This is a genomic window from Levilinea saccharolytica, assembly GCF_001306035.1.
In the GTDB taxonomy this organism is placed as follows: domain Bacteria; phylum Chloroflexota; class Anaerolineae; order Anaerolineales; family Anaerolineaceae; genus Levilinea; species Levilinea saccharolytica.
Map to the genome: position 1 here is coordinate 19385 of NZ_LGCM01000034.1, position 20482 is coordinate 39866.

The window sequence follows — 20482 nt, forward strand, 5'->3', positions numbered from 1 at the left end:
CTACTGCCACCAGACCAATGGCTTGATCGTCTGCCAATCGGGGTCGGTCAGGCTCATGCGTTCGCCATCCTGGAACTCGACGTACTCGGCGGTGATGCGCTTGATCCACTTGCCACGCCGCTGGGAGAGGGTTTCGGCTAAATCAATGTCGGAGTACAGCCGTTCGGGGTAGAAATGGGCTTTGTTTTGTTCCACATCCATTTCCACAGAATCCAGCATCTTCAGGTCGCGCAGGAAGACGTAGCTGTGATAGGGATCTTCATAGGGGTTGTTGAACAGGTCGGCATCGGCGTAGTGGGCGCGGCGCAGCACGTCTTCGTACTGCTCCAGATCGTAATATTTGACAAAATGGCTCATGCCCTGGCCGCCGTTGGCTTTACCGTCTTTCCACTTGTCGGAGAAGGCCACCTTCTTGATGCGCGGCAGGATGACGGTGTGGAAATGCTCACCCATCTCCACCAGGATGTATTTGCGCTTGCCGCCATCCGCGCGGTTCAGGTTCATCACCGCATGGGCAGTAGTGCCGGAACCGGCAAAAAAATCGAACGCTATGGAATACTCTTCAGAAATTCCAGAAGTTTGCAAACAATCACTCACTAATTCTTTGGACTTTGGAAAATCAAAACCTGATTGACCAAATAATTCCTTTAATTCTGCAGCGCCATAATTTGCAGATGCATATTTTTTATGATCCCACCAAGTAATAGGAAGAGATTCTTCATCCATTCTTGTTTTGAAATCGATACTAATATTATTTGATTTGTCTCTTCTTACCCGATATTCCCCCAATGGCAATTCTTTAATCATACGAATATAGCCCCTATGCCAATTCTTTTGTATTATTCGTCCTTCCTTCAATACATCAGGATAAACAACCACTTCATTTTCATCTGGCTCTTCAAGAAGTTCATATTCCCTTTTACTTTCTACCCATTCGATTCTTGGAACACGTATATTATCGTTTTTATCAACGAAAATCGGATAGTACAATTTGGGGCGATCTATTCTTTTATCATGACTCCCTGAACGGATAAAATTTGCCCATGAATATCTACCTGAATCATCCTCTTTTGGGAAACGAGACAGTGCATGTTCTGTTTTTTCTAGAGAAGAAGGAATAGAATATTCGGATATCCCATAGAATAAGGCATATTCATGCGCTGGAGCAAATTTACCTTTTGTTTTTCGCCCAGCCGGATTTGACCGCACTGCGGCAATACCGACTTGTTTTTTAAAAATTGTTGAAAGTATAAACTTGGTTTGGATAATTTCCTCATCATCAATTGCGACACAAATAATCCCTTCTTGTTTTAAATAATTGGACACTACATTCAATCTATTTTCCATTAAGGTAGCCCATGAGCTATCTTTATAATCGTTACTATAGATAATAGCTGAAGCATCTGTGTTATAAGGTGGGTCAATATAAACAGCATCTACCCGTTGTTTAAACTTCGGGAGTAATGTGATCAACGCCTGATAATTCTCGCTATGCACCAGCCAGCCGTCTAGGGCGGCATCCAGGTCGTCAAACAGCGCCAGAATGTCCAGTTCCAGATCGGGGAAGTACTTTGTATCCATGGGCAGGTACTGATACTGCGGGTGCAGGGGCGCGCCATCTGCGTCTTTTTGGGTGAGCATCTCCAGCTTAAAATCCTCGCCAATCATGCCCAGATCGCGCCATTCCTGCACCTGTTGGGGCAGGTTGGGGTGGGTGAGCAATCTCGCCAAAATGTCATTGCGAGGGCGCTCTGTGCCCGAAGCAATCTTGTCCCCCTCGGCGGGAGATTGCTTCGCCCCTGCGGGGCTCGCAATGACAGAGGGTGCTGGGCTCGCAATGACAGAGGGTGCGGGGGTCGCAATGACAGAGAGGTTGTCATTGCGAGGGCGCTCTTCGCCCGAAGCAATCTTGTCCCCCTCGGCGGGAGATTGCTTCGCCCCTACGGCATTCGCAATGATATGGTCGAGGGTCAGCACATAATGGCTGTTGCGCACAAACTTGGGCTTGTTCCAGATCTTGACCAACTCGTCTTCAAACTGGCTGATAAAGTCAATCACTTGATAGGCGACCGTCTTTAACGCTTGCAACTGCGCCAGGCGTTCGGCGCCCCACACATTTTGCCCGGCAAACAGGTATTGGTAAAGCCACAGGTCAAACTGTTCCTGTAAAAAGGCGCGGGCGTTCTTATTGATGAAATAATCCACCTCGCTTTGTTTTTCAAAGACGCGAAACGCCTTATAGAGGGTCTCGTCGCTCAGCTTGACGCCAGCTTTTTTCAGATCCTTAAGGATGTCATCCACCTTGGTGGTTCTGCCTTTTTCGGAATACGCCACGTCAAAAACCAGGGTGCCATCTTCGGGGTGAACCTTGCGGAAAGCGTAAATGACCTCACGCTTTTCGTTGGATTTCTTGAGCGTCATCTTGGAAGCGTCAAAGAAGAAATTGACCCCATCCACTTCCACATTCAGGCTGGTGAAGATGCGGTCTGTCTTGACGTAATACAGCATATGCGTTTTCCAGAAGAGGATCACATCACGGTCATCGGTGTACACCTTCTCATACACGTTTTGGTGCAGGGCGGTATAACGAAAGTAGATGGAACCGCTTTCGCTGAAGTAACGCTGGAAGAAGGTGTAGAGCTTGTCAAACAATTCTTCGCGGAAATCCGGGAAGGGCTTTAACGCGGCGGTGATGTCCTTTTGCAATTGTGGGAAGACGCCCCGCTCATAATAACGTGATTTGATGCCCATCAGGTTCACATAGCCCGAATCACCCTCAACTTTAGCGCCCACAAAGATTTCATGCAGGGCATTAAAGAATTGTTTCTCAAACTTATTGGTTTGTGCCATGTTGTTCTCCGAGAAAAATGATACCGAAATTATACTTGCGGTGTGGTTTTCGGGCCTGGGTAGTTTAGTTTTCTACTGCTGGTTTTTCCCAACGCGGTTGCTCGGCGGAGCCGCCAATGCTCACCTTAGAATACAGGCGAAGAGAATTTCCTTACTCCCCTGATTATATCAACGGGAAGGGAATGCCGCGCCTGGATTGATCTTCAAAAGGGACTTCCCATCCACAGCTTTCATTCCCCATGGTCAGTACCCTTATTGTAGCCAGGCTTGAGTTTGAGCACAACCCAAATGCCCCGCGAACCCCGCGCGGCGCGCCGTCTGAGCGCAGCCCCGAGAAACGGGTTGAGCACCCAGAACAGAAACGCACGGCGCGAGAGGGGAGGCACGGGCACCTCCATCGATCAAAAAAGGGCGGAGCCATTACGGCCCCGCCCCCATAGGAGTGGAAAGATCAATCATCGTATGGGTAGCCGCGGCGCCTGGGCTTGCGCAGCCCCAGGGCCACCACCCCGGCGGTCATCAGCACAAGCAGCACGGCCCATCCCAGAAAGACAGCGGCCAACTTATGGGTGTGCAGCAGGCCGTTCAGTTGGTTCCAGGCGGTCTGCACATCCACCCCGCTCACCAGGGTGGGCAGGCCGCGCGGCTGGTTCTGCAGGACGTCTACCTGCGCTTTCAGCGCGGCGTTCTGGGTTTCGGCCTCGTGCAGCTGCTGGCGGAGAGTTTCCATCTCGGTTTGCTGTCGGGCCACCTGAGCGCGCAGATGGCCGTTTTCGCTGCTGGTTTCGTACAGGTCTTCGCGCACATGCAGGTCGTCGCTGAGCAGGTAACCGGCCATCACCAGGATCAGGATCAAGAGGACTAACGCGCTTCCGAGTTTCATCGCACACCTACCTTTGCACTCATTCGGCGGAACGTAGCGGCTGCGTTTTCTGAACTCACTATAGCGCCGGGGTAGGGGCGGCCCGCACACACTCCTGTGGCAGTTGTATGACAAATGCACCCGCGGCGGGCCTTTGCGCGCGGGTTGTGAGAAAAATCACAAGAGTGACAGCGGTTGGTGGGGGGTTTGTGAGATTTCAGCTCACAGGCTGGCTGTGAAAGATATAGCCTTTGGTGGGGATGGTTTCAATAAACTGCACCGGCCCGGCGATCCGCTTGAGGGAGGAGCGCAGGCGGTCCATATTGGTGTTGACCAGCCCGTCGGCTTTCTGCACCTGGCTGGGGGCCGCGTCCAGCAATTGCTGGGCGATCTGCGCGCGGGTGCACAGCTGGCCTTCGTGCTGGAGGAAATAGCCCAGCAGCAGGCTCTCTTTGTTGGAGAGGTGCACGCGCTTGCCGGCGTACACGGCTTCGCTGGTGGTCTCGTCCAGGGTCAGCACGGCCGGGGCGGTGGGCTGGGCGGGCGCGCTGGCGGGGGATTGGCGCGCTTTTTCGGCCAGCAGGGCCAGCAGCATGAGGGCGTGCAGGGCAAAGGCGGCTTCCGCGGCCGTCAGCGGGCGCTGGGCGGGAACCTGCGTCAGGGCCTGGGCCGCCGCGGCCAGCAGCGCGCTTTCGTAGGCCGCCTGGGGGGCGCCGGCCTGCTGGTTCCACAGGTGGCGCAGGGCGGTGAGGACGGCCAGGGCGCTGCGGCAGCCCGGTTCCACCTGCGTGTGGCTGAGAAATTCGCCCAGGTGGGGGGCGGCCAGCAGCTGGCGTTCAAAATCCCAGCGGTTAAGCAGGTTGCTGTCGTCCACGGCCTCGCGCCGCACCTGCATCTCCAGGCGGGCCAGTTCCAGCGCCAGGGGCAGGGGCTGGCCCTGCAGCGGGTCGGCGGCGGCGGGCTGGGCGCCCTCCGTCACATACAGGCGGCTCAAATCCTGCCCGCCCCACACCAGGGGCTGCTCGCAGGCGGCCTGGAGAAAAGCGCTCAGGGCGGGCTCCGTCAGCTCGGGGAGGGTCAGGTTGGCCGAGGCGCCGCCGGGGAAGTGCAGGGTGAGCTGTTCGCCGCGCAGCGTCACCTGGGCCAGACCGCGCTGTTCGGCGGCGGTGAAGGCCGGCTGCAGGGCGGCCAGCAGCTCGGCGCGCGTGCTCAGCGGCGGCAGGCTGGGGGTAAACAGCTGGCGGCGGTGCAGGTTGAGGGAGGGCGTCAAGCTGGCGCTGAGCCAGTTCTGCAGCCCGGCGCGGGCCGCGGTGGGCTGGGCCTGCTTGAGCCAGGTGAAGAAGGGCACGGCCAGATCCAGGCCGGGGGCGGGTTGGGCCAGGGCGTAAAAATGCACGCTGCGCTGGGCCGGTGGGGTCGGGGCGGCGGGGGCCGGCAGCCAGGCACTGGCGGTTTGCCGGGCGGCGCGCCAGGCTTCGGCCGTCTGCGGCCCGCCCACCAGCACCGTATACGGGCTGAGGCGCTGCTGCTCATCCGCCGCCAAAATCTCCAGCCCCAGGGCGTTCTCATCCCGCCACAAAACGCGCCCCACCAGCAGTTGGGCGGCGGGGTAAAACACGCGCCGGAAGAGGTCTTCCAGTTCGCCCGCCCACAGGTCAAAGCCCGCGCCGAGGGGCGCGCCGGGCAGCTGGGCGGCAAGGCTGTGAAACGGGGCGGGGAGGTTGTGCAGGCTGTGCGCGGGCAGGTCAAAGTTCACGCGCACATGGCGCTGAAAGGCGCGCTTCACCCGCTCCACCAGCACGTCCGCGCCGTCCAGCTTGTCCACATACTCCACGGCGGGCTTCACGCCCTCGTCCGTTTCGGACATGGCCAGGCGCACTTTCTCCACATCCGAAAAGCCGGTGTTGATCACCTTGGGGATATGGGCGTAGGCCGGGTCCATCGCCAGGATCAGGCCGGACTGGTCTGCGGTGTTGTCTTTTTCCCAACGGATATCCAGAACCGCCAGGTGTACCCAGGTGTTTTCCAGGTGCCAGCGGGTTTCTTCCAGGCTGGTGGCCGCGATGACCTGATAGCCGGCGTCGGCGAAATACTCCAGGCAGCTTTCCAGATACCCCTTGTCATCATCCGCCAGCAGAACCCGTTTCATGCTCACCTTTTCCTCACCGGCGCGCTCACGCTTGAACCTGCTGTCCGTTTTGGTGCGAAGACCGCCGCAAAACGCTCTGCAAGTATTCTAGCATGAGATCCACGTTGTAATGTTTTTTATAGAAGTCGTCGGCACCGCTTTCGAAGGCGGTCAGGGCCTGTTTCCAGGTGGGCAGCCCCGAAACCGCCACGATTTTGGCGGCGGGGTAGGCCTGACGCAGGGATTGGATCAGCTCCGCCGGATCCTCGACCCCCTCCTGATCCAAAATCACCAGCGAAAATTCGCCCTGGGGCCAGGGGGAGGGTTCGGGGGGCAGGTAGGTGGGGCTGCCCATTTGTTCCAGTGCGCTGCGCATTTCTTCGTGCCAGAAAATTTCATACTCATTGCAAACCACAAGTATCCGCATAGGCGACATGGCGTTTCCTCACGCAAACTTTTCGATGGGAATCCGGATCAACATGCTGGTCCCTGTGGGGCCGGTTTTCTCCACTTCAACACTGCCCTGGTGCATCGAAAAGATGATCCCGGCCAGATACAGGCCAATGCCGGAGCCGCGTTCCCCTGGCTTTTTGAGGATGGGTTGGCGGATCAGTTTGGCGCGAATCTCTTCGGGAATGCCGCCGCCGGTGTCGCGCACGCGGATTTCCACGCGGTCGTTGAGCGGGTCCTGGCGGGTTTCAATGGTGATCTTTTTCTGGGGGCTGTTTTCCACCGCGTCCACGCTGTTGTTGATGAGAATGTCCAGGGCGCGGCGCAGGTGTTCAGCGTACCCGCGCACCTTGACCGTTTCGGCGGTGTAAAAATCAGCTTCAAACACCTTGTCTTCGTATTTGCCTTTCTTGCGGCGGAACTGCGTCAGCCGCTCGTTGATCAGGCTGTTGATGGGGATGGACTCGTAAAAGTCTTCGTTGGAGGTGGGGTAGTTGGGGATGGAGCGGATCTCGTTGAGGGCGTCCTTGATCTTGCCCAGGCGCTCGTTCACGGCTTCACGCGGGGCGTTGTTGTTCAGGTCTTTTTCCAGCGAGCCCAGGGTGTTGCTGATGGTGGCGATGTGGCCCTTGATGGAGTGGAAATAGGTGCTGGACATGACGCCCATGTAGTCCAGGAAGAGCCGTCCGGCGGCTTCCTGCTGCTGGCCGCGGATTTTCTCGCTCTGCTTGACAAAGGAGATGGCGATGGCGGCCAGGTTGGAGAACAGGTTGATGTTGCTCAGGTCCTGCTTGGTGAAGGAATGGTGCTCGCGGTAGTTGATGAACATCACGCCCACTTTTTCGCCCGCGGCGATGAGCGGCACGGCCACCAGCGATTTGACCCCTTCGCGCTCGGTGAAGCCGGCCCCAAACACGCTCTGAATGGTGGTGTCAGTGACCACGTAGGGGGAGTCCATGGCGATCACCTTGAAGGGCATCGAACTGCGGTCCACGTAGTCCAGTTCCAACACCTTTTCGGGCTTTTCAACGCCCTGCATGGCGGGGGGATAATCAAAGCGGTCGCGCTCCTGGTTATAGGCGTAGAGCGTCACCACATCGGCTTCCAGGGTGTTGATGGTGCCCTGCACGATGGCGTTCAGCGTGCTTTGCAGGTCGCCGCGCACGGTCCACTGGGTGGCCACCTGTGAGGCGGCTTTGACGCGCTGGAGGTGCTCCAACAGAGAGGCGCGTTTGAGGGCCATGCTGGCCTGGTTGGCCAGGGTGACGGCTTTCTGCTGGTTGCTGCGCGTGGGGGAATAGGGACGGTGGTAGTTTACAAATAAGGCCCCCTGGCGCTCATCCGGCAGCTTGAGCAGAATGGTTTCGCTGGCGCGGATGCCCAGGCGCTGGAACATCTGGCGCAGCTCCGGCGAGTGAATGTGGTTGGTGTGCCGCTCCAGCATGTGGGGAGCTTCGAGGAAATCGCGGGCGGTGAACATTTCGGTGGGCATGGTGGCAGCCTGGGTGTGCTGTAAGAACTGCCCCCATTCTTCGGCGGGGATGCCGGCGACGGCAGCCTTTTCAAAGGTCAGCCGGTTCTGGTCTTTGCTGGTGTGCAGAAAGACGGCCGAGTCGCAGTCGAACACCTTGCGGCTGCTTTCCACCAGACACTGCACGACCTCTTCCACGGTTTCGGCCTGCGAGAAGCCCTCGCTGGCGGAGCGGATGTTTTCCAGGTCCAGCATCTTGAGGGCGTTTTCATAGGCGATGGCTGCCTGATTGGCGTACAGCCGCCAGGCGTTTTGTTCGCCTTCCGAAAACTTGCGCGTTTCGGGGTAATGCACCCACAGCACGCCCAATTTGCGCTCGTTGGAGATGAGCGGCAGGCAGGCCGCCGAGCGCACGCCGTCGGCTGTCAGGCGCGGGTTCATGTCTTCGAGAACGGTGATATCTTCAATGAAGACGGCCTTGCCGCTCTCGAACACCCGCCGCGAATAGCCGCTGGGGCGGGTCCAATCTTTGGGGTTGGGCATGTCGAAGAAATTGGCCGATTCAATGTACTGGGTGGCGCCGTCCGCGTCCATGATCAGCACGCAAGCCCACCAGACGCCCAGGCGTTTGTGGGTGTTTTCCACGATCTGGCGCAGCACCTCTTTGGGGTTGAGCTGTGAGGTGATGCGCTCCGAGGCCATGTAGGCGTTCTTGAGGTATTCCGAGCCGTGCAGGACTTCTTCCAGCAGGCGCGTGTTTTGAATGTTGACGGCCACCTGGGCCACCAGCGTGTCAAAGGCGTTGCGCTCCTGGTCGCTCCAGGCTTCGGCGCGGTCGCTTTGCATGGAGATGACGCCGATGCACTGGCCGCTGACTTCAATGGGGCGCACGATCCCCGATTGAGAGGGTGTGCCGCGCACGCGCGAGCGCACGCCAATTTCTTTCATAATGCTTTCTTTTTGGGCCAGGCTGCCCCATTCCAACGGCTTTTGATGGTGAAATACATATCCGGCCCAGCCCCAGGTGGTGGGGTCCGACAGCAGCACCTCGGTGAGGTGCACAGGATGGCCCTGATCATAGGCGATCTCAAACTGAAGGCGCAGCGGCAGTTCTTTGGCCAGAGCCACGAAGAACATGTTGGCATGCAGTTGGGTCGAGACAAATTCCCAGACGGCCTCCAACTGGGTGTTCAGGTCGCGCTTTTCGGCCAAAATGCCGCTGACCGCCACCAGTTCGCGCGAGACCTTTTCGCGGCGCTGGATTTCTTGGAAGATCTGCGCGTTGTGAATGGCGATGGCGGCATGGCTGGCGAAGGCGGTCACATCCGCCAGATGGTTCTGGTTGTAGTAGTTGGCCTCAATCTTGTCCAGGTTGAGCACGCCGATGGTCTGGTCTTTATAAATCAGGGGCACGCCCAGCCAGCAGCGGATATATTCATCCTGCGGCAGACGGAACCAGCGCGGATCCTGGTCGGTGTCGGAGATGATCAGCGGACGGCGGTCGCGGATCACCTGCTGGACATGCTGCAAGTGAGCCAACTGGGTATAGGAAAAATTTTGCTGGTTGGAGCGAAACCCGCGCTGAGCCACAATTTCCAGATGGTTGGCGGTGTCGAGCATAATGGAGCAGCTGTCGTATTCCACAAACTGCGCCAGGCGCTCCAGCACGTAATGCAGATATTCGCTCAGGTCCGCGCGGCTGGTGATGTCCTCGGTGATGCGCTTGCTGATCTCTTGCAGAGCCTGGGCCTTTTGGGTGGAGGTCAGCAGGCGCCGTTCGGAAATTTCGCGCTCCAAGAGGTGCTGAACGCGGGCGGTCAGCTCGGCGGCTGAGCAGGTTTTCATCAAGAAATCGTCCGCGCCCAGCTGCAAGGCGTCCACGCGCACCGTCAGCTCGTCGGCACAGGTCAGAAGCAGCACCTTCAGCCGGGTCAGGTCGGGGTCGGCGCGTAGCTCGCGCAGCAGCTCCAGCCCGTCGCGGTCGGGCAGGCGGTAGTCCAAAATGACCAGGCTGAAGGGATTTTGCTGGCGGCTGGCTTCGTGCAGCAGGTCGAGGGCGGTCTGGCCGTCGGGGGCATAGCTCAGATGGGCGACACAGTTTTGCAGGCGAAGCTGGAGGGTTTCCAGGTCATCGGGCTGATCTTCAATAATCAAAATTTTTTGGGTGCTGTCCGCCAGCCTGCACATAAACCCTCTGAATCAAACAATGGGGTGCGTTTCAGTTTTATTGTAACCCGGCGGCGGGGATTGAAACACGGGATTCCATCACAATTTCATCACAATGTGAGACGGCGGGAGGGGGAAAACAAAACGACCCTTACGGGTCGTGTGGGAGTGCCCTCGGCAGAACTCGAATCTGCAACCTTTTGCTCCGCAAGCAGACGCTCTGTCCAATTGAGCTACGAGGGCGTTACGTGCTCCATTTATACCGCGCTCTGAGCGAATCGTCAAGAGATCGGCTGGCCTGATTTTCGGGCGCGTTTGGTCTGTTTTTGCTGGTACATGGCCTGATCCGCAGCCTGTACCAGGGATTCCATCTCTTCTGGGCGTTCTGCGGTGGCCGTGCCGAAGGAAAGATCAATAGGGTGGCCCAGCTTGGTCTGGTTGACCGCGGCCAACTGCTCTTCCAGGCGGTTCATCACCGCCTGAGCCGTGGCGTCGTCAGCCCCGGGGAGCAGCAGGGCAAATTCATCGCCGCCGATGCGCGCCACCGAATCGGCGGAGCGCACGATGGAGCGCAGCACAAACGACACCCGCCGCAGCAGTTCATCCCCCACCGGATGGCCGTAGTGGTCGTTGATCTGCTTCAGCCCATCCACGTCAATCATCACCAGGCTGATGGGGTAGCTGCCGGAGCTGACCTGACGGCTGAGGTAATCATCAAAATAGGCGCGGTTATACAGCCCGGTCACTGTGTCGTGCGTGCTTTGGTAGCGCAGCCGGGTTTCATCGTGCTTGCGGGCGGTGATATCGCGGCACACCGCCAAACCCCCGCCGCGCAGGCCCATCTCTTCCTGGGTGGGGGTCACTGTCACCAGCAAGATGCGCTGACCCCCGTCCAGGCGCACCATGGCCACCTCAGTGGAAAAGCTGCGTCCGCCCTCGGATTCGCGGGCGATTTGCAGAATAGATTGAGCGGAAGGCTCCGACATGAAATCGGTCAGGTGCCGCCCGGCCATTTTCCCTGGCCGAACCCCAAACAGCTCCTCCGCCGCGGGGTTCACATATTCCAGGCGGCCCTGCAAATCGAACAGGATGGTGCCCTCGCCTTGCAGCTGCAGCAGGGTGCGAAACCGGGCTTCTGATTCCCGCAGGGCTGTTTCGGCGGTTTTGGCCTGGGTGATATCCAGTAAGAAGCCCTGCCACACGGCGCACTGCAGGGTGCGGTCCCAGCGCAGCACGGCCTGATCGCGCACCCAGGCGATGCGCCCATCTTTGCCCACCAGGCGGTATTCCATCTCAAACGGTTCGCCCAGTTGGTTGGTGCGCTCGTGCTCGGCTTTGACGCGCTCGTAATCGTCGGGGTGAATGGATTTGAGCCAGATATCGGGGATGGTGGACCACTCTTCGGCGGTGTAGCCGGTGATGACTTCGATATGGGGGCTGGTGTAGATGTTAGAGCTTTCTTCGTCCACGCGGTCGGAATAGATGGCAGCGGAGACCTGTTCCACCAGCAGGCGGAAGCGCGCCTCGGCGTTGCGCAGCTGCTCTTCCATGCGCAGCCGGTCGGTCACATCGATTACCGATACCACCACGCGGCTGAATTCGGCTTCATACCCGGGGATCACCGACCAACGTACAAAAACGTCCAACCGTTTGCCGTCCAGGGTGTGGTTCACCCCCTGGGCTTCAAATTCGGTGTCGTCTTTGGCCATGGTGAGGATTTCTTTTTTGAGCAATTGCCGCCCCTCACCGCTCAGGATGTGATCCAGGTCTCCCAGCAGGTCGGCCTTGTTCCTGGCGCCGAAAAGCCGCAGCGTACTGCGGTTGACGTCCAACACCCGGATGCGGCGCGCGCATTCATCTAAGATTTCTGGGTGCAGTTCCAGGTATAACGCCAGGTTGGTGACGCCGCGCTCCATCAGTTCATGGACATAAGCGTGCACCTGGGAAAAATCCTCTTCCCACAATGAGACGGGTGAATTTTCAAACAGGTAACGGGCGCGATTGTGGGTTGAGGCTCCGCTGCCGGGTTCGGTGCCGATGGCTGGACGTCCCAAACCTATGGGAGAGGAAGGCGGATTGCTGCTGGCGCGCGAGCTTTCTTCTTGTCTTATTTCGGGAGGGGCAGGCGGGACGGCGGCCTCGCGCCGGGTGAGCCAGATCACGGCCAGCAGCCAGAACAGGCCGGAGAGCAGGGCAAAGAGCAAATCTTTCACCCCCTCTGCACGTGCCAGCAAAGCCGCATCGAAACGCCACGGCTCCAGCAGCCAGGGGGCTGTGAAGTGCCATACAAGCGCAAGAAATGCGTATGCGCCGGCCAGGAGGAGGGCGTTGCGGAGGGTGGTTTTTTGCATGGGCCTAGCAGTCAGCGGGTACCTCGCGGTTCATCAACCGGGGCGCTCGAAATTGGAGAGGGCGTTTTCGGAGGTAAGCGCCAGATATCGTGTTTCGTGCACACTCACAAGTGGTACTACTATATCACACCTGCACCGGAAAATGAAGACGGTGGAAACGATTGGTTTGACCGTTTCCACCGTCGGTTTGCTATTTATAACTACTGACGGCCGGTGTCCCGCTGCTGAGGGCCGCGTTATTCGTACTTCAACGCCGTGACCGGCACGAGCGTGGCGGCGCGCAGAGCCGGGTACAGACCCGAAAGCAGCCCCACCAGGGTGGAGAAGACCAGGGCAAACCCCAGCAGCCACAGCGGTGTGTACACGCCAAAGTTGGTGGGCATGCCGCCGCTTTGGGCCGCCTGACTGGTCAGGTAGGTAGCGGCCACCACGTTCAAGACTTGCCCGCCCAACCAACCTACCAGCACGCCCCCCAGGCCGCCCAGCAGGCCAATTCCGGCCGCCTCGCCCAGGAAGATGCTGAGCACATCCCGGTTGGTGGCCCCCACGGCTTTCATCAGGCCGATTTCACGCGTGCGCTCCAGGATGGCCATGGTCATGGTGTTGGCGATGCCGATGGCGGCCACCAGCAGGGCGATGGCCCCGACCCCGCCGAAGATGACCTGCAGCACGGTGAAAAAGCTGTTGACGCCCTGCACGAAGGATTGGGGGGTGCTGGCCATGTAGCCCATGTTGTTAATTTGCTCAGCCACGTCCAGCACCACATCTGTATCCTCAGCTTTGACGATTAACTGTTCGTAGCCTTCTTTATAGCGGTTAATGCGCTTGCCGCGCCCCCATTCGTTCCAGGCAGTGCTGTCTTCCAGGCGCACAAACAAGAAGCTGTCGGCTTCGGAACGGGCTTCTTGCAGCACACCCACAATGCGCAGGTTGATCGTCTTGCGCACCTCCTGCCCGTCCTGCGTCCAGCGGATGAGGTTGACCTTGATTTGCTGGTTGAGCAGATCCGGCTGAGGGGGCGGTTCCTGGCCGGGGCGCAGCTTGGGATCCATCCAATTTTTCGCAATCCACCCGCCAATCACGGCCGTGCCTTTTTCCAACTGGGTGGTTCCGGCTTCCAGCGGATAGCCAAACTCAGCCAGGTCGCTGACGCCCACGCCCATGATGCCGCCGTAGGCTTCCAGACGGCCGTACTGCATGGAGCCGGAATATTGCACGTATTCGCGCGGGATGACGCTGGCCACGCCGGGGATGGCGGTGATTTCCTCAATGGCCTGGGTGGTGAGCATTTTTTGCTGCGGCATGCCCCCGCCTTCCATGACCATGCCCCCGCCTCCGCCGCCCATCATGATCGGCCCTTCGCCGTAGTTGGGATAGACATTGATCAGGGTCAGGTCGGTGATGGAGCCAAAGGACTGGGTGGCGTTGCGCTGCAGGCCGATGGCCAACGACACCAGCAGCACCACCGCGGCGGTACCGATGATCACGCCCACAGCGGTCAGGGCCACCCGTCCCTTGCGGCGGTTCAGGTTGCTGAAAATTAAACTGACCAGGTCGCTAAAACGCATACCCTCTCCTTGGGGCTTATCCCACCCAGCCGTTCAGGCTGGGGGTGAAGCCGCCTTTGCTGGGGCGGGCGGGCTGCTGCTTGTCAAAATTTTCTTCCATCGGCCCTTCCATGGGGCCTTCCATCGGCACGTTCATGTCCGGCTGGGCTGGATCGCTGCCCAGGCCCAGCAGGCCTTTGAAAAAGCGCAGCACTTTTTGCCAGAAGGTCTCTTCGCTGGCGGGGAAGCCTTCGGGGGAGATGGGCAGACCGTCCGGGCCGAGCATGCCGCCCTCGCCGGGCATGGGTTCCATCACCGGCGCTTCTTCCACCGCCACCTGCACGGTTTGGGTGATGACCCGCGGCTGGTTGAAGTCGTCGGTGTAGTTAATCGTCACGCTCAGATCCAGCGGCCCGGCCTGGCTGGGGATCACCATAGAATCCAGGGTGAAATACCCGCCCGGGTCCAGCGCGCCCACCAGGCTGACGTTGTTGGTCACTTCGGCCCCTTCGGCGCTGATGCGCATATTGCCCAGCACCGTGGTCTTTTTCCCCAAATTGGTGATCTGCAAAGGCAGCATGTTGGGCTGATTGGTGAAGAACACCCCGGGGTCGCGGTAAAAATTCACTTCCACCTGCGGCAGCGAATACACCAGCAGGGTGACCACCTGGTCATCCACAATCTGATTGTTTTTGCTGTCGGTGTACACAAAGGACAGCTTGAGGGGGTAGGCCCCCGGCTGGGTGGAAACGTTGACGATGAGCTGCTGCGAGCCTTTCACCACCTGTCCAGCGGCGATATCGCCCACGTAAAACAGGTTGGAGCTGCCCAACGGGGCAAAATTGGTCAGGTCGCTGCCGCCGCCCGAAACGCCGCCGGGTTGAGGCGTGCCGGAGCCGTCGCCAGGGTTGGGCACGCTGGAGCCGCCCAACACCAGGGTGACGGCGCGGGCGTCGGCGTTGCCGAGGTTGTGAATTTCCAGGTTGAGGTTAAAGACCGTCCCTGGCTGCAGGGGGTCCACGTCGCTGGCGTAGCTGCTGACCACAATCTGCGCACGCGCCACGCCGGTGGGGGTGGCGGTGGGCTGTGCGGCGCCGCTGCCGGAGCTGACCGGGTTTTTCAGATCCAGGGTGAGGGTGAAGGTTTCGGTGTAGGTGGCGCCGCTGGCGTCGGAATAGGTGATTTTGACCGTCAGGGTGGAGACGGTTTTCCCCGCCAGCTCCGCGTTGGCCAGGAAGGGCTGTGAGAGGTCGGCGCTGTTGCCGGCGTTCAGTTTGTTCAGCGTGCGCACACCGCCCGTGTCGCGCGGCAGAAAGTCGGGGCTTTCAAAGGCTACCACGATGTTGGAGGCCTGGGCCTGACCTTTGTTCTTGAGGGTCACTTCCAGGTCAAAATCTTTGCCCGCGGGGATGGGGTTGACGCTGGAGCCGTATCCGGTGATGACCAGCAGCGGGCGGCTGACGGCGGCGGGCGGGGTGGGGGTGGGGATGCGGGCGGAGGCGCTGAAGGTGACGCTGGCGCTCACGCTGCCGTCCAGACCAGAAACGGCCGTGACCTTGAAGGATTGGCTGGCGCCGTCCACGGCGTTTTCGGGGATGGTCACCGAGGCGGTGGCGTTTCCGGCGGCTCCGGCTTCCAGGCTGAGGCTGGATTGGCTCAGCCCGGCGCCCCATTCGGTTGATGACAGGGTCAGGCTAAAGGTGTCGGCGGCGTCGCCGGTGTTGGTGAGGGTCAGGGTGTAGGTCAGCAGACTGCCGGGCAGGTTGGTGCGCGCGGTTTTGTCCACTGCCAGGGTCACCCCCGGAGCGGCCAGAGGGGCAGCCTGGGCGGGAGCCCGCAGAGTCCCCGTCAAGAGCAGGGCCAGGATGCTGGCGAAGATGCTAAGTTTCCAGAGTTGGGTGCGCACATTCATGCGGAAATCTCCTCGTGGGATTCAAAGGTTTGCATTTCAGAGGCTGCGCGGTATTCGGCTTCGCTCACGGATTTGCCGTCCAGCAGATAGACCACGTGGGTAGCGAAGCGCAGCATGCGCGGGTCGTGAGTCACCACCACCACAGTGCGGCCGGCGTTGTGCAGCTCAGACAGCAGCTGCATGATGCTCATGCCGCTGGAAGTATCCAGGTTGCCGGTGGGTTCGTCCGCCAGGATGAGAGGCGGGTTGTTCACCAGGGCGCGGGCGATGGCCACACGCTGCTGTTGGCCGCCGGAAAGCTCGGTGGGGCGGTGGTGGGCGCGTTTTTCAAGCCCCACCTGGGCCAGCAGCTTTTGGGCCAGGTCGTGGCGTTTGCGCCCTGGGGTCCCCATAAAGCGCATGGGGAAGGCCACGTTTTCCAGGGCCGTCATGCTGGTGACCAGATTGAAGGACTGGAACACAAAGCCCACCTTGTTGCGGCGGTAGATGGCCAGGTCGTTTTCATCCATTTTTTCCAGGCCGACTCCATCCACCTTCACGCTGCCGCCGGTGGGACGGTCTAGCCCGCCGAGGATGTAGAGCAGGGTGGACTTGCCGGAGCCGGAAGGGCCCATGATGGTGGTGAAGGAGTTGGCCGGAATCTCCAGGTCCAAACCGTCCAGGGCGCGCACTTGCTGACGGCCCATCTGGAAAATCTTGGTCAGGCCCTGGGTGCAGATCAGGGATGCGGTGTTCATACGTGCCGGCTTAGTAGAAGAAGAAAGGCTGGGTGGCGGGCATGCTGCTCAGCCGGGCGGCCAAAATTCCCGGCAGGGCGCGCAGCACCCACAGCAAAAGAACCACCGTCAGCACCACAATCACAGTTTTCAGGCGGGAGGTGCCGGAGGAATCCACGGCGCCGATGAGCAGCAGGACGATGTGCCAGATCCAGTACAGATCCACCACGCCCAGGAAGGGGCGCGCCACGGCCGAAAGGCCCGCCCCGTCGGCGCTGGCAAAGCCCGCCAGGCCGGGCGCGGTGATGAGCTGGCCGGTGGACAGCAAATAAACGGCCTGCACCAGGGAGCCGATGAGGAAGGGCAAGCTGGCCCAGGCTGCCAGGTTAAAGCTGGTGGTGCTGGAGCTGCGGCTGCCGCTGAGGGTTAGCGCCAGGTGCAGCAGGGCCGCCAACAAAAACCACTGTACCCACACCCCCAAAAGCGCCCCCAGCGCGGGGAAGATATAGATGTAGACCGGCCCCTGCTGCATCTCCAGGGCTTTGGTGAACTGGGCCTGCATTTCGGGGCTGTAGTATTGAAAATCCTGGGGCAGGGTCGCGCCCATCTGGGCGGCCTGAAGGCGGGCCGGCCCCCCGGCCAGGGCAGCGGCTATCGCCGCCAAAGACAGCAGCAGCAGCGGCACCCACCATACCCCGATGGTCTGGCGGGCGACGGCTTGTAAGGTGCGGCGCGGGCGGAAGAAGAGCGGCAGCACCCATTCGAAGTGAAGGCGGCGCGAAACCTCGGCCTCGCTGCCGTTGTTTTCCATTTCGCTTTCGGTCATAGGGTCTCCTTGTGATGGTAAAGCACCAATGAACGCGATTGTACCACCATGCACAATTTGTCAATGTTTTTAGTCTACGAATCAGCCGTTTTGAGCGATTGCAGCTGGGTTTTGGACGATCTTTGGGGGCAAAAAGTTCCCGCCCAGAGGTCATTTGGGCGGGAACACGGCAAAACCAGGGGGTTAAATCAGGGGATCCCAGACGGCGTACTTCCAGCCGTCAGGCTGCAGCGAGCGCATCGAATGAGCGCTGTTTTTCCTCCGGACACATTATTGTTCTGGCTCCAGGCTGACAAAGCTCATGGCGGCGAACATAACGCTAACGAAGGCGATGGCGATATAGATGATGGTTGCCATGCTGCACCTCCTCAAAAAATGGATCGAAACCGCAGTGCTGCCGCGGGTGTATAGAATATAACCCCGCGGGGGTGAAAAAGCATCCCTCTACAAGAGGGGATTCACTAGTCCAGTCGGACGAGATTGCGGCTGGTCAACTGGCCAGTGGGCTTCAGCGCGCACTTGCTTAATATCTATACGTTTTAAAATGGAAAAAGTTCCGCTTCGAACCGGGGAAAAACCCTGTACTATTTTTCACAAAAAGGGCTTTTCAAGAGGGTCAAAGGGTGCTATCATATTGGTGAAATCATACACAAATTATCCGAATTATCGGATGGACTCGGACAAGGAGGCACACATGGCTCACACAGAAATTCAGCGCAGCCCCCAGCGGCCCCAGGTGGTGATTGTGGGCGGCGGGTTTGGCGGCCTGCGCGCGGCGCGTGCCCTGGCCAACCAACCGGTGGACGTGCTGCTGGTGGACCGCAACAATTACCATTTATTCCAGCCCTTGCTTTACCAGGTGGCCACGGCCGGACTGGCGGCGGATGAGATTGCCCACCCCCTGCGCGCCATTCTGCGCGGGCAGGACAATTTGCGCTTTCGCCTGGCGGAAGTATCTGGGTTAGATTTAACCCAGCGCCGCCTGTTCACTGCCACTGGCGAGATCCGCTACGATTACCTGATTCTGGCCGTGGGTGGGGTGACGCACACTTTCGGCATCCCCTCGGTGGCCCAGCACGGCCTGGGGCTGAAGACTCTGGAAGACGCCCAGCGCATCCGCAGCCATTTGCTGCGCCAATTTGAACACGCGGCTCATGAGACGGACGAAGCCCGGCGGCGGGAGCTTTTGACCTTTGTGGTGGTGGGCGGGGGGCCTTCGGGCGTGGAGATGGCTGGGGCGATTGGCGAGCTGGTGCACATGGCTGTGCAGCGCGATTACCCCAACCTGCGTCTGGAGGAGGTGCGGGTGATTTTGCTGGAAGCCGGTGGGGCCTTGCTGCCGGCTTTAGATGCAACCCTGGGGCAGGCGGCGGTGAGCGCCCTGCGCCAAAAAGGCGTGGAGGTGCGCTTTGGCGCGGCGGTGACGGCCTACGATGGGCACCGCATTCAATTGAAGGATCAGCCCGACCTGCCCGCAGCCACGGTGGTGTGGGCGGCGGGGGTGCGCGCGCATCCTTTGCTGGATGCGCTGGGCTGCTGCCAGGACCGCCTGGGACGGGCGCAGGTGCAGCCCAGTTTGCAGTTGGAAGGTCACCCTGAGGTATTCGTGATTGGGGATGCGGCCGCCGCGCTGGACGCGCAGGGAAAGCTGCTGCCGATGGTAGCGCCGGTGGCCATGCAGCAGGGCGAGCACGCCGCACGCAACGTGCTGCGCGTTTTGGATGGGCAGGCGGGGCTGCCCTTCACCTACCGCGACCCTGGCATGATGGCCACCATTGGCCGCAATCAGGCCGTGGCGCAGATTGGCTCGCTGCGCCTGCGCGGCTTTTTGGCCTGGCTGGCCTGGCTGGGTGTGCACATCCTGCAATTGATCGGCTTTCGCAACCGGCTGCTGGTGCTGGTAGATTGGGCCTGGCAGTACATCAGCTATGACCGCGCCGTGCGCTTGATTGATGCAGATGCGGCGCCAGCGGGTATAATGGACGCAGAAATCAATGGGAGCCGAGGATGACAATACCGACTGAAAGCGAAGTTTTGGATGCACTGCGCCAGGTGATGGACCCGGAATTGGGCCGCAATCTGGTGGAATTGACCATGGTGCGGGATGTGGTGATTAGCCCGGAGGGGGCGGTGAGCTTTACCCTGGCCCTGACCATCCCCACCTGCCCCATGCGCAACCGCATGGCGCAGGATGCGCGCGCGGTTCTGGCCAAAGTGCCGGGGGTGACAGATGTGCAGATCACCTTTGGGGCCATGAGCGAGGAAGAGCGCCGCGACATTTTGGGCAAGGGCGCGCCGGAGCTGCCCAAGCTGAACGCCTTTAACCGCGTCAGCCAGGTGATTCCGGTGATGAGCGGCAAGGGCGGGGTGGGCAAATCATCGGTGACGGCTATGCTGGCGGCCAACCTGGCGCGCCGCGGGCAGAAGGTGGGCATTTTGGATGCGGATATCACCGGCCCCAGCATTCCCAAGCTGTTTGGGCTGCCGGCGGGGGGGCTGCGGGGCAGCGAACAGGGCATGCTTCCGGCGGTGACCGGCGGCGGGATCCGCGTGGTGTCTACCAATTTGCTGCTGCGCGACGAAGCCCAGGCGGTGGTGTGGCGCGGCCCGATGATCTCGGCCACCATCCGCCAGTTTTGGACGGACACCCTGTGGGGCAAGCTGGACACGCTGCTGGTGGATTTGCCGCCGGGAACTTCCGACGCGGCCCTAGGCGTGCTGCAGAACCTACCCGTCACCGGCGTGGTGCTGGTGACCACGCCCCAGGATCTGGCGGCGCTGGTGGTGCGTAAGGCCATCCAGATGATCCGTCAGCTCAACATCCCCATTCTGGGCGTGGTGGAAAACATGAGCTATTTCCGCTGTCCCGAAACCCAGCACGAACATGCCATCTTTGGTCCCAGCCACGCCGATGTTTTGGCCCAGGAGGCGGGCGCGCCTGTGGCGGCGCGGCTGCCCATTGATCCGCAGATCGCCGCTTTGTGCGATGCGGGGCAGGCCGAGAGCATTGAGCTGGAGGCCATTCAGCCGGTGGTGGATTTGCTCTTACAGCCCGCGTAACAGCGGGCGCGAACACGCACAGGTCTTCATTCAGACAGAGAGACGGCAGCCCCGCCTCTCTGTTTTTATCTTGACACTTTCTTGACGCGCTCCCTCCAGGGTTTGACATCCCATTGATGGATCTGCCGGTATAACTGACCCCA

The 20482-nt window shown here is 60.0% G+C and carries 13 protein-coding genes and 1 tRNA gene; 3 read left to right on the forward strand and 11 right to left on the reverse strand.

Going from position 1 to position 20482, the window contains the following annotated elements; all coding sequences use genetic code 11:
* From ADN01_RS09035 to ADN01_RS09085, 11 genes are all read right to left on the reverse strand, one after another.
* Positions 1–2850 (reverse strand): site-specific DNA-methyltransferase, encoded by a 2850-nt coding sequence (locus ADN01_RS09035; protein ID WP_062419744.1) that lies wholly within the window; start codon positions 2848–2850, stop codon positions 1–3.
* Positions 2851–3301: 451 nt separating this feature from the next.
* On the reverse strand, positions 3302–3733 hold the full coding sequence (locus ADN01_RS09040) for a hypothetical protein (protein ID WP_062419743.1): 432 nt from the start codon (positions 3731–3733) through the stop codon (positions 3302–3304).
* A gap of 196 nt (positions 3734–3929) precedes the next feature.
* On the reverse strand, positions 3930–5861 hold the full coding sequence (locus ADN01_RS19255) for a winged helix-turn-helix domain-containing protein (RefSeq protein ID WP_075071086.1): 1932 nt from the start codon (positions 5859–5861) through the stop codon (positions 3930–3932).
* Positions 5862–5886: 25 nt separating this feature from the next.
* On the reverse strand, positions 5887–6276 hold the full coding sequence (locus ADN01_RS09050; RefSeq protein WP_147238932.1) for a DNA-binding transcriptional response regulator: 390 nt from the start codon (positions 6274–6276) through the stop codon (positions 5887–5889).
* A 9-nt stretch (positions 6277–6285) separates the two neighbouring features.
* Positions 6286–9948 carry a GAF domain-containing protein gene (locus ADN01_RS09055; protein WP_062419740.1) on the reverse strand — a complete coding sequence of 1221 codons (3663 nt, stop codon included), beginning with the start codon at positions 9946–9948 and terminating at the stop codon, positions 6286–6288.
* Between the two features lie 148 nt (positions 9949–10096).
* A tRNA-Arg gene (locus tag ADN01_RS09060) sits at positions 10097–10170 on the reverse strand.
* Between the two features lie 38 nt (positions 10171–10208).
* A complete protein-coding gene (locus ADN01_RS09065) occupies positions 10209–12278 on the reverse strand; it encodes a sensor domain-containing diguanylate cyclase (protein WP_062419739.1) in 2070 nt (689 codons plus the stop codon).
* A gap of 236 nt (positions 12279–12514) precedes the next feature.
* Positions 12515–13846 carry an ABC transporter permease gene (locus ADN01_RS09070; RefSeq protein WP_062419738.1) on the reverse strand — a complete coding sequence of 444 codons (1332 nt, stop codon included), beginning with the start codon at positions 13844–13846 and terminating at the stop codon, positions 12515–12517.
* Between the two features lie 16 nt (positions 13847–13862).
* Positions 13863–15737, reverse strand: a complete 1875-nt coding sequence (locus ADN01_RS09075; protein WP_075071087.1) for a COG1361 S-layer family protein — start codon at positions 15735–15737, stop codon at positions 13863–13865.
* Positions 15734–16474 (reverse strand): ABC transporter ATP-binding protein, encoded by a 741-nt coding sequence (locus tag ADN01_RS09080; protein ID WP_062419734.1) that lies wholly within the window; start codon positions 16472–16474, stop codon positions 15734–15736. Before ADN01_RS09080 ends, ADN01_RS09075 begins: the two co-directional genes overlap by 4 nt.
* Positions 16475–16484: 10 nt before the next feature.
* The gene (locus ADN01_RS09085) at positions 16485–17279 is read right to left on the reverse strand and encodes a YIP1 family protein (protein ID WP_062419733.1); all 795 of its coding nucleotides are present in this window, start codon (positions 17277–17279) and stop codon (positions 16485–16487) included.
* Between the two features lie 63 nt (positions 17280–17342).
* On the opposite strand from ADN01_RS09085, the gene ADN01_RS19260 reads away from it, so the two are divergent.
* From ADN01_RS19260 to ADN01_RS09095, 3 genes are all read left to right on the forward strand, one after another.
* A complete protein-coding gene (locus ADN01_RS19260; protein WP_147238931.1) occupies positions 17343–17690 on the forward strand; it encodes a hypothetical protein in 348 nt (115 codons plus the stop codon).
* 283 nt (positions 17691–17973) lie between these two features.
* Positions 17974–19290, forward strand: coding sequence for an NAD(P)/FAD-dependent oxidoreductase (locus ADN01_RS09090; protein WP_062419732.1), 1317 nt, complete (start codon positions 17974–17976; stop codon positions 19288–19290).
* A complete protein-coding gene (locus tag ADN01_RS09095; protein WP_082142973.1) occupies positions 19287–20339 on the forward strand; it encodes an Mrp/NBP35 family ATP-binding protein in 1053 nt (350 codons plus the stop codon). Before ADN01_RS09090 ends, ADN01_RS09095 begins: the two co-directional genes overlap by 4 nt.
* The last annotated feature ends 143 nt before the right edge of the window (positions 20340–20482 follow it).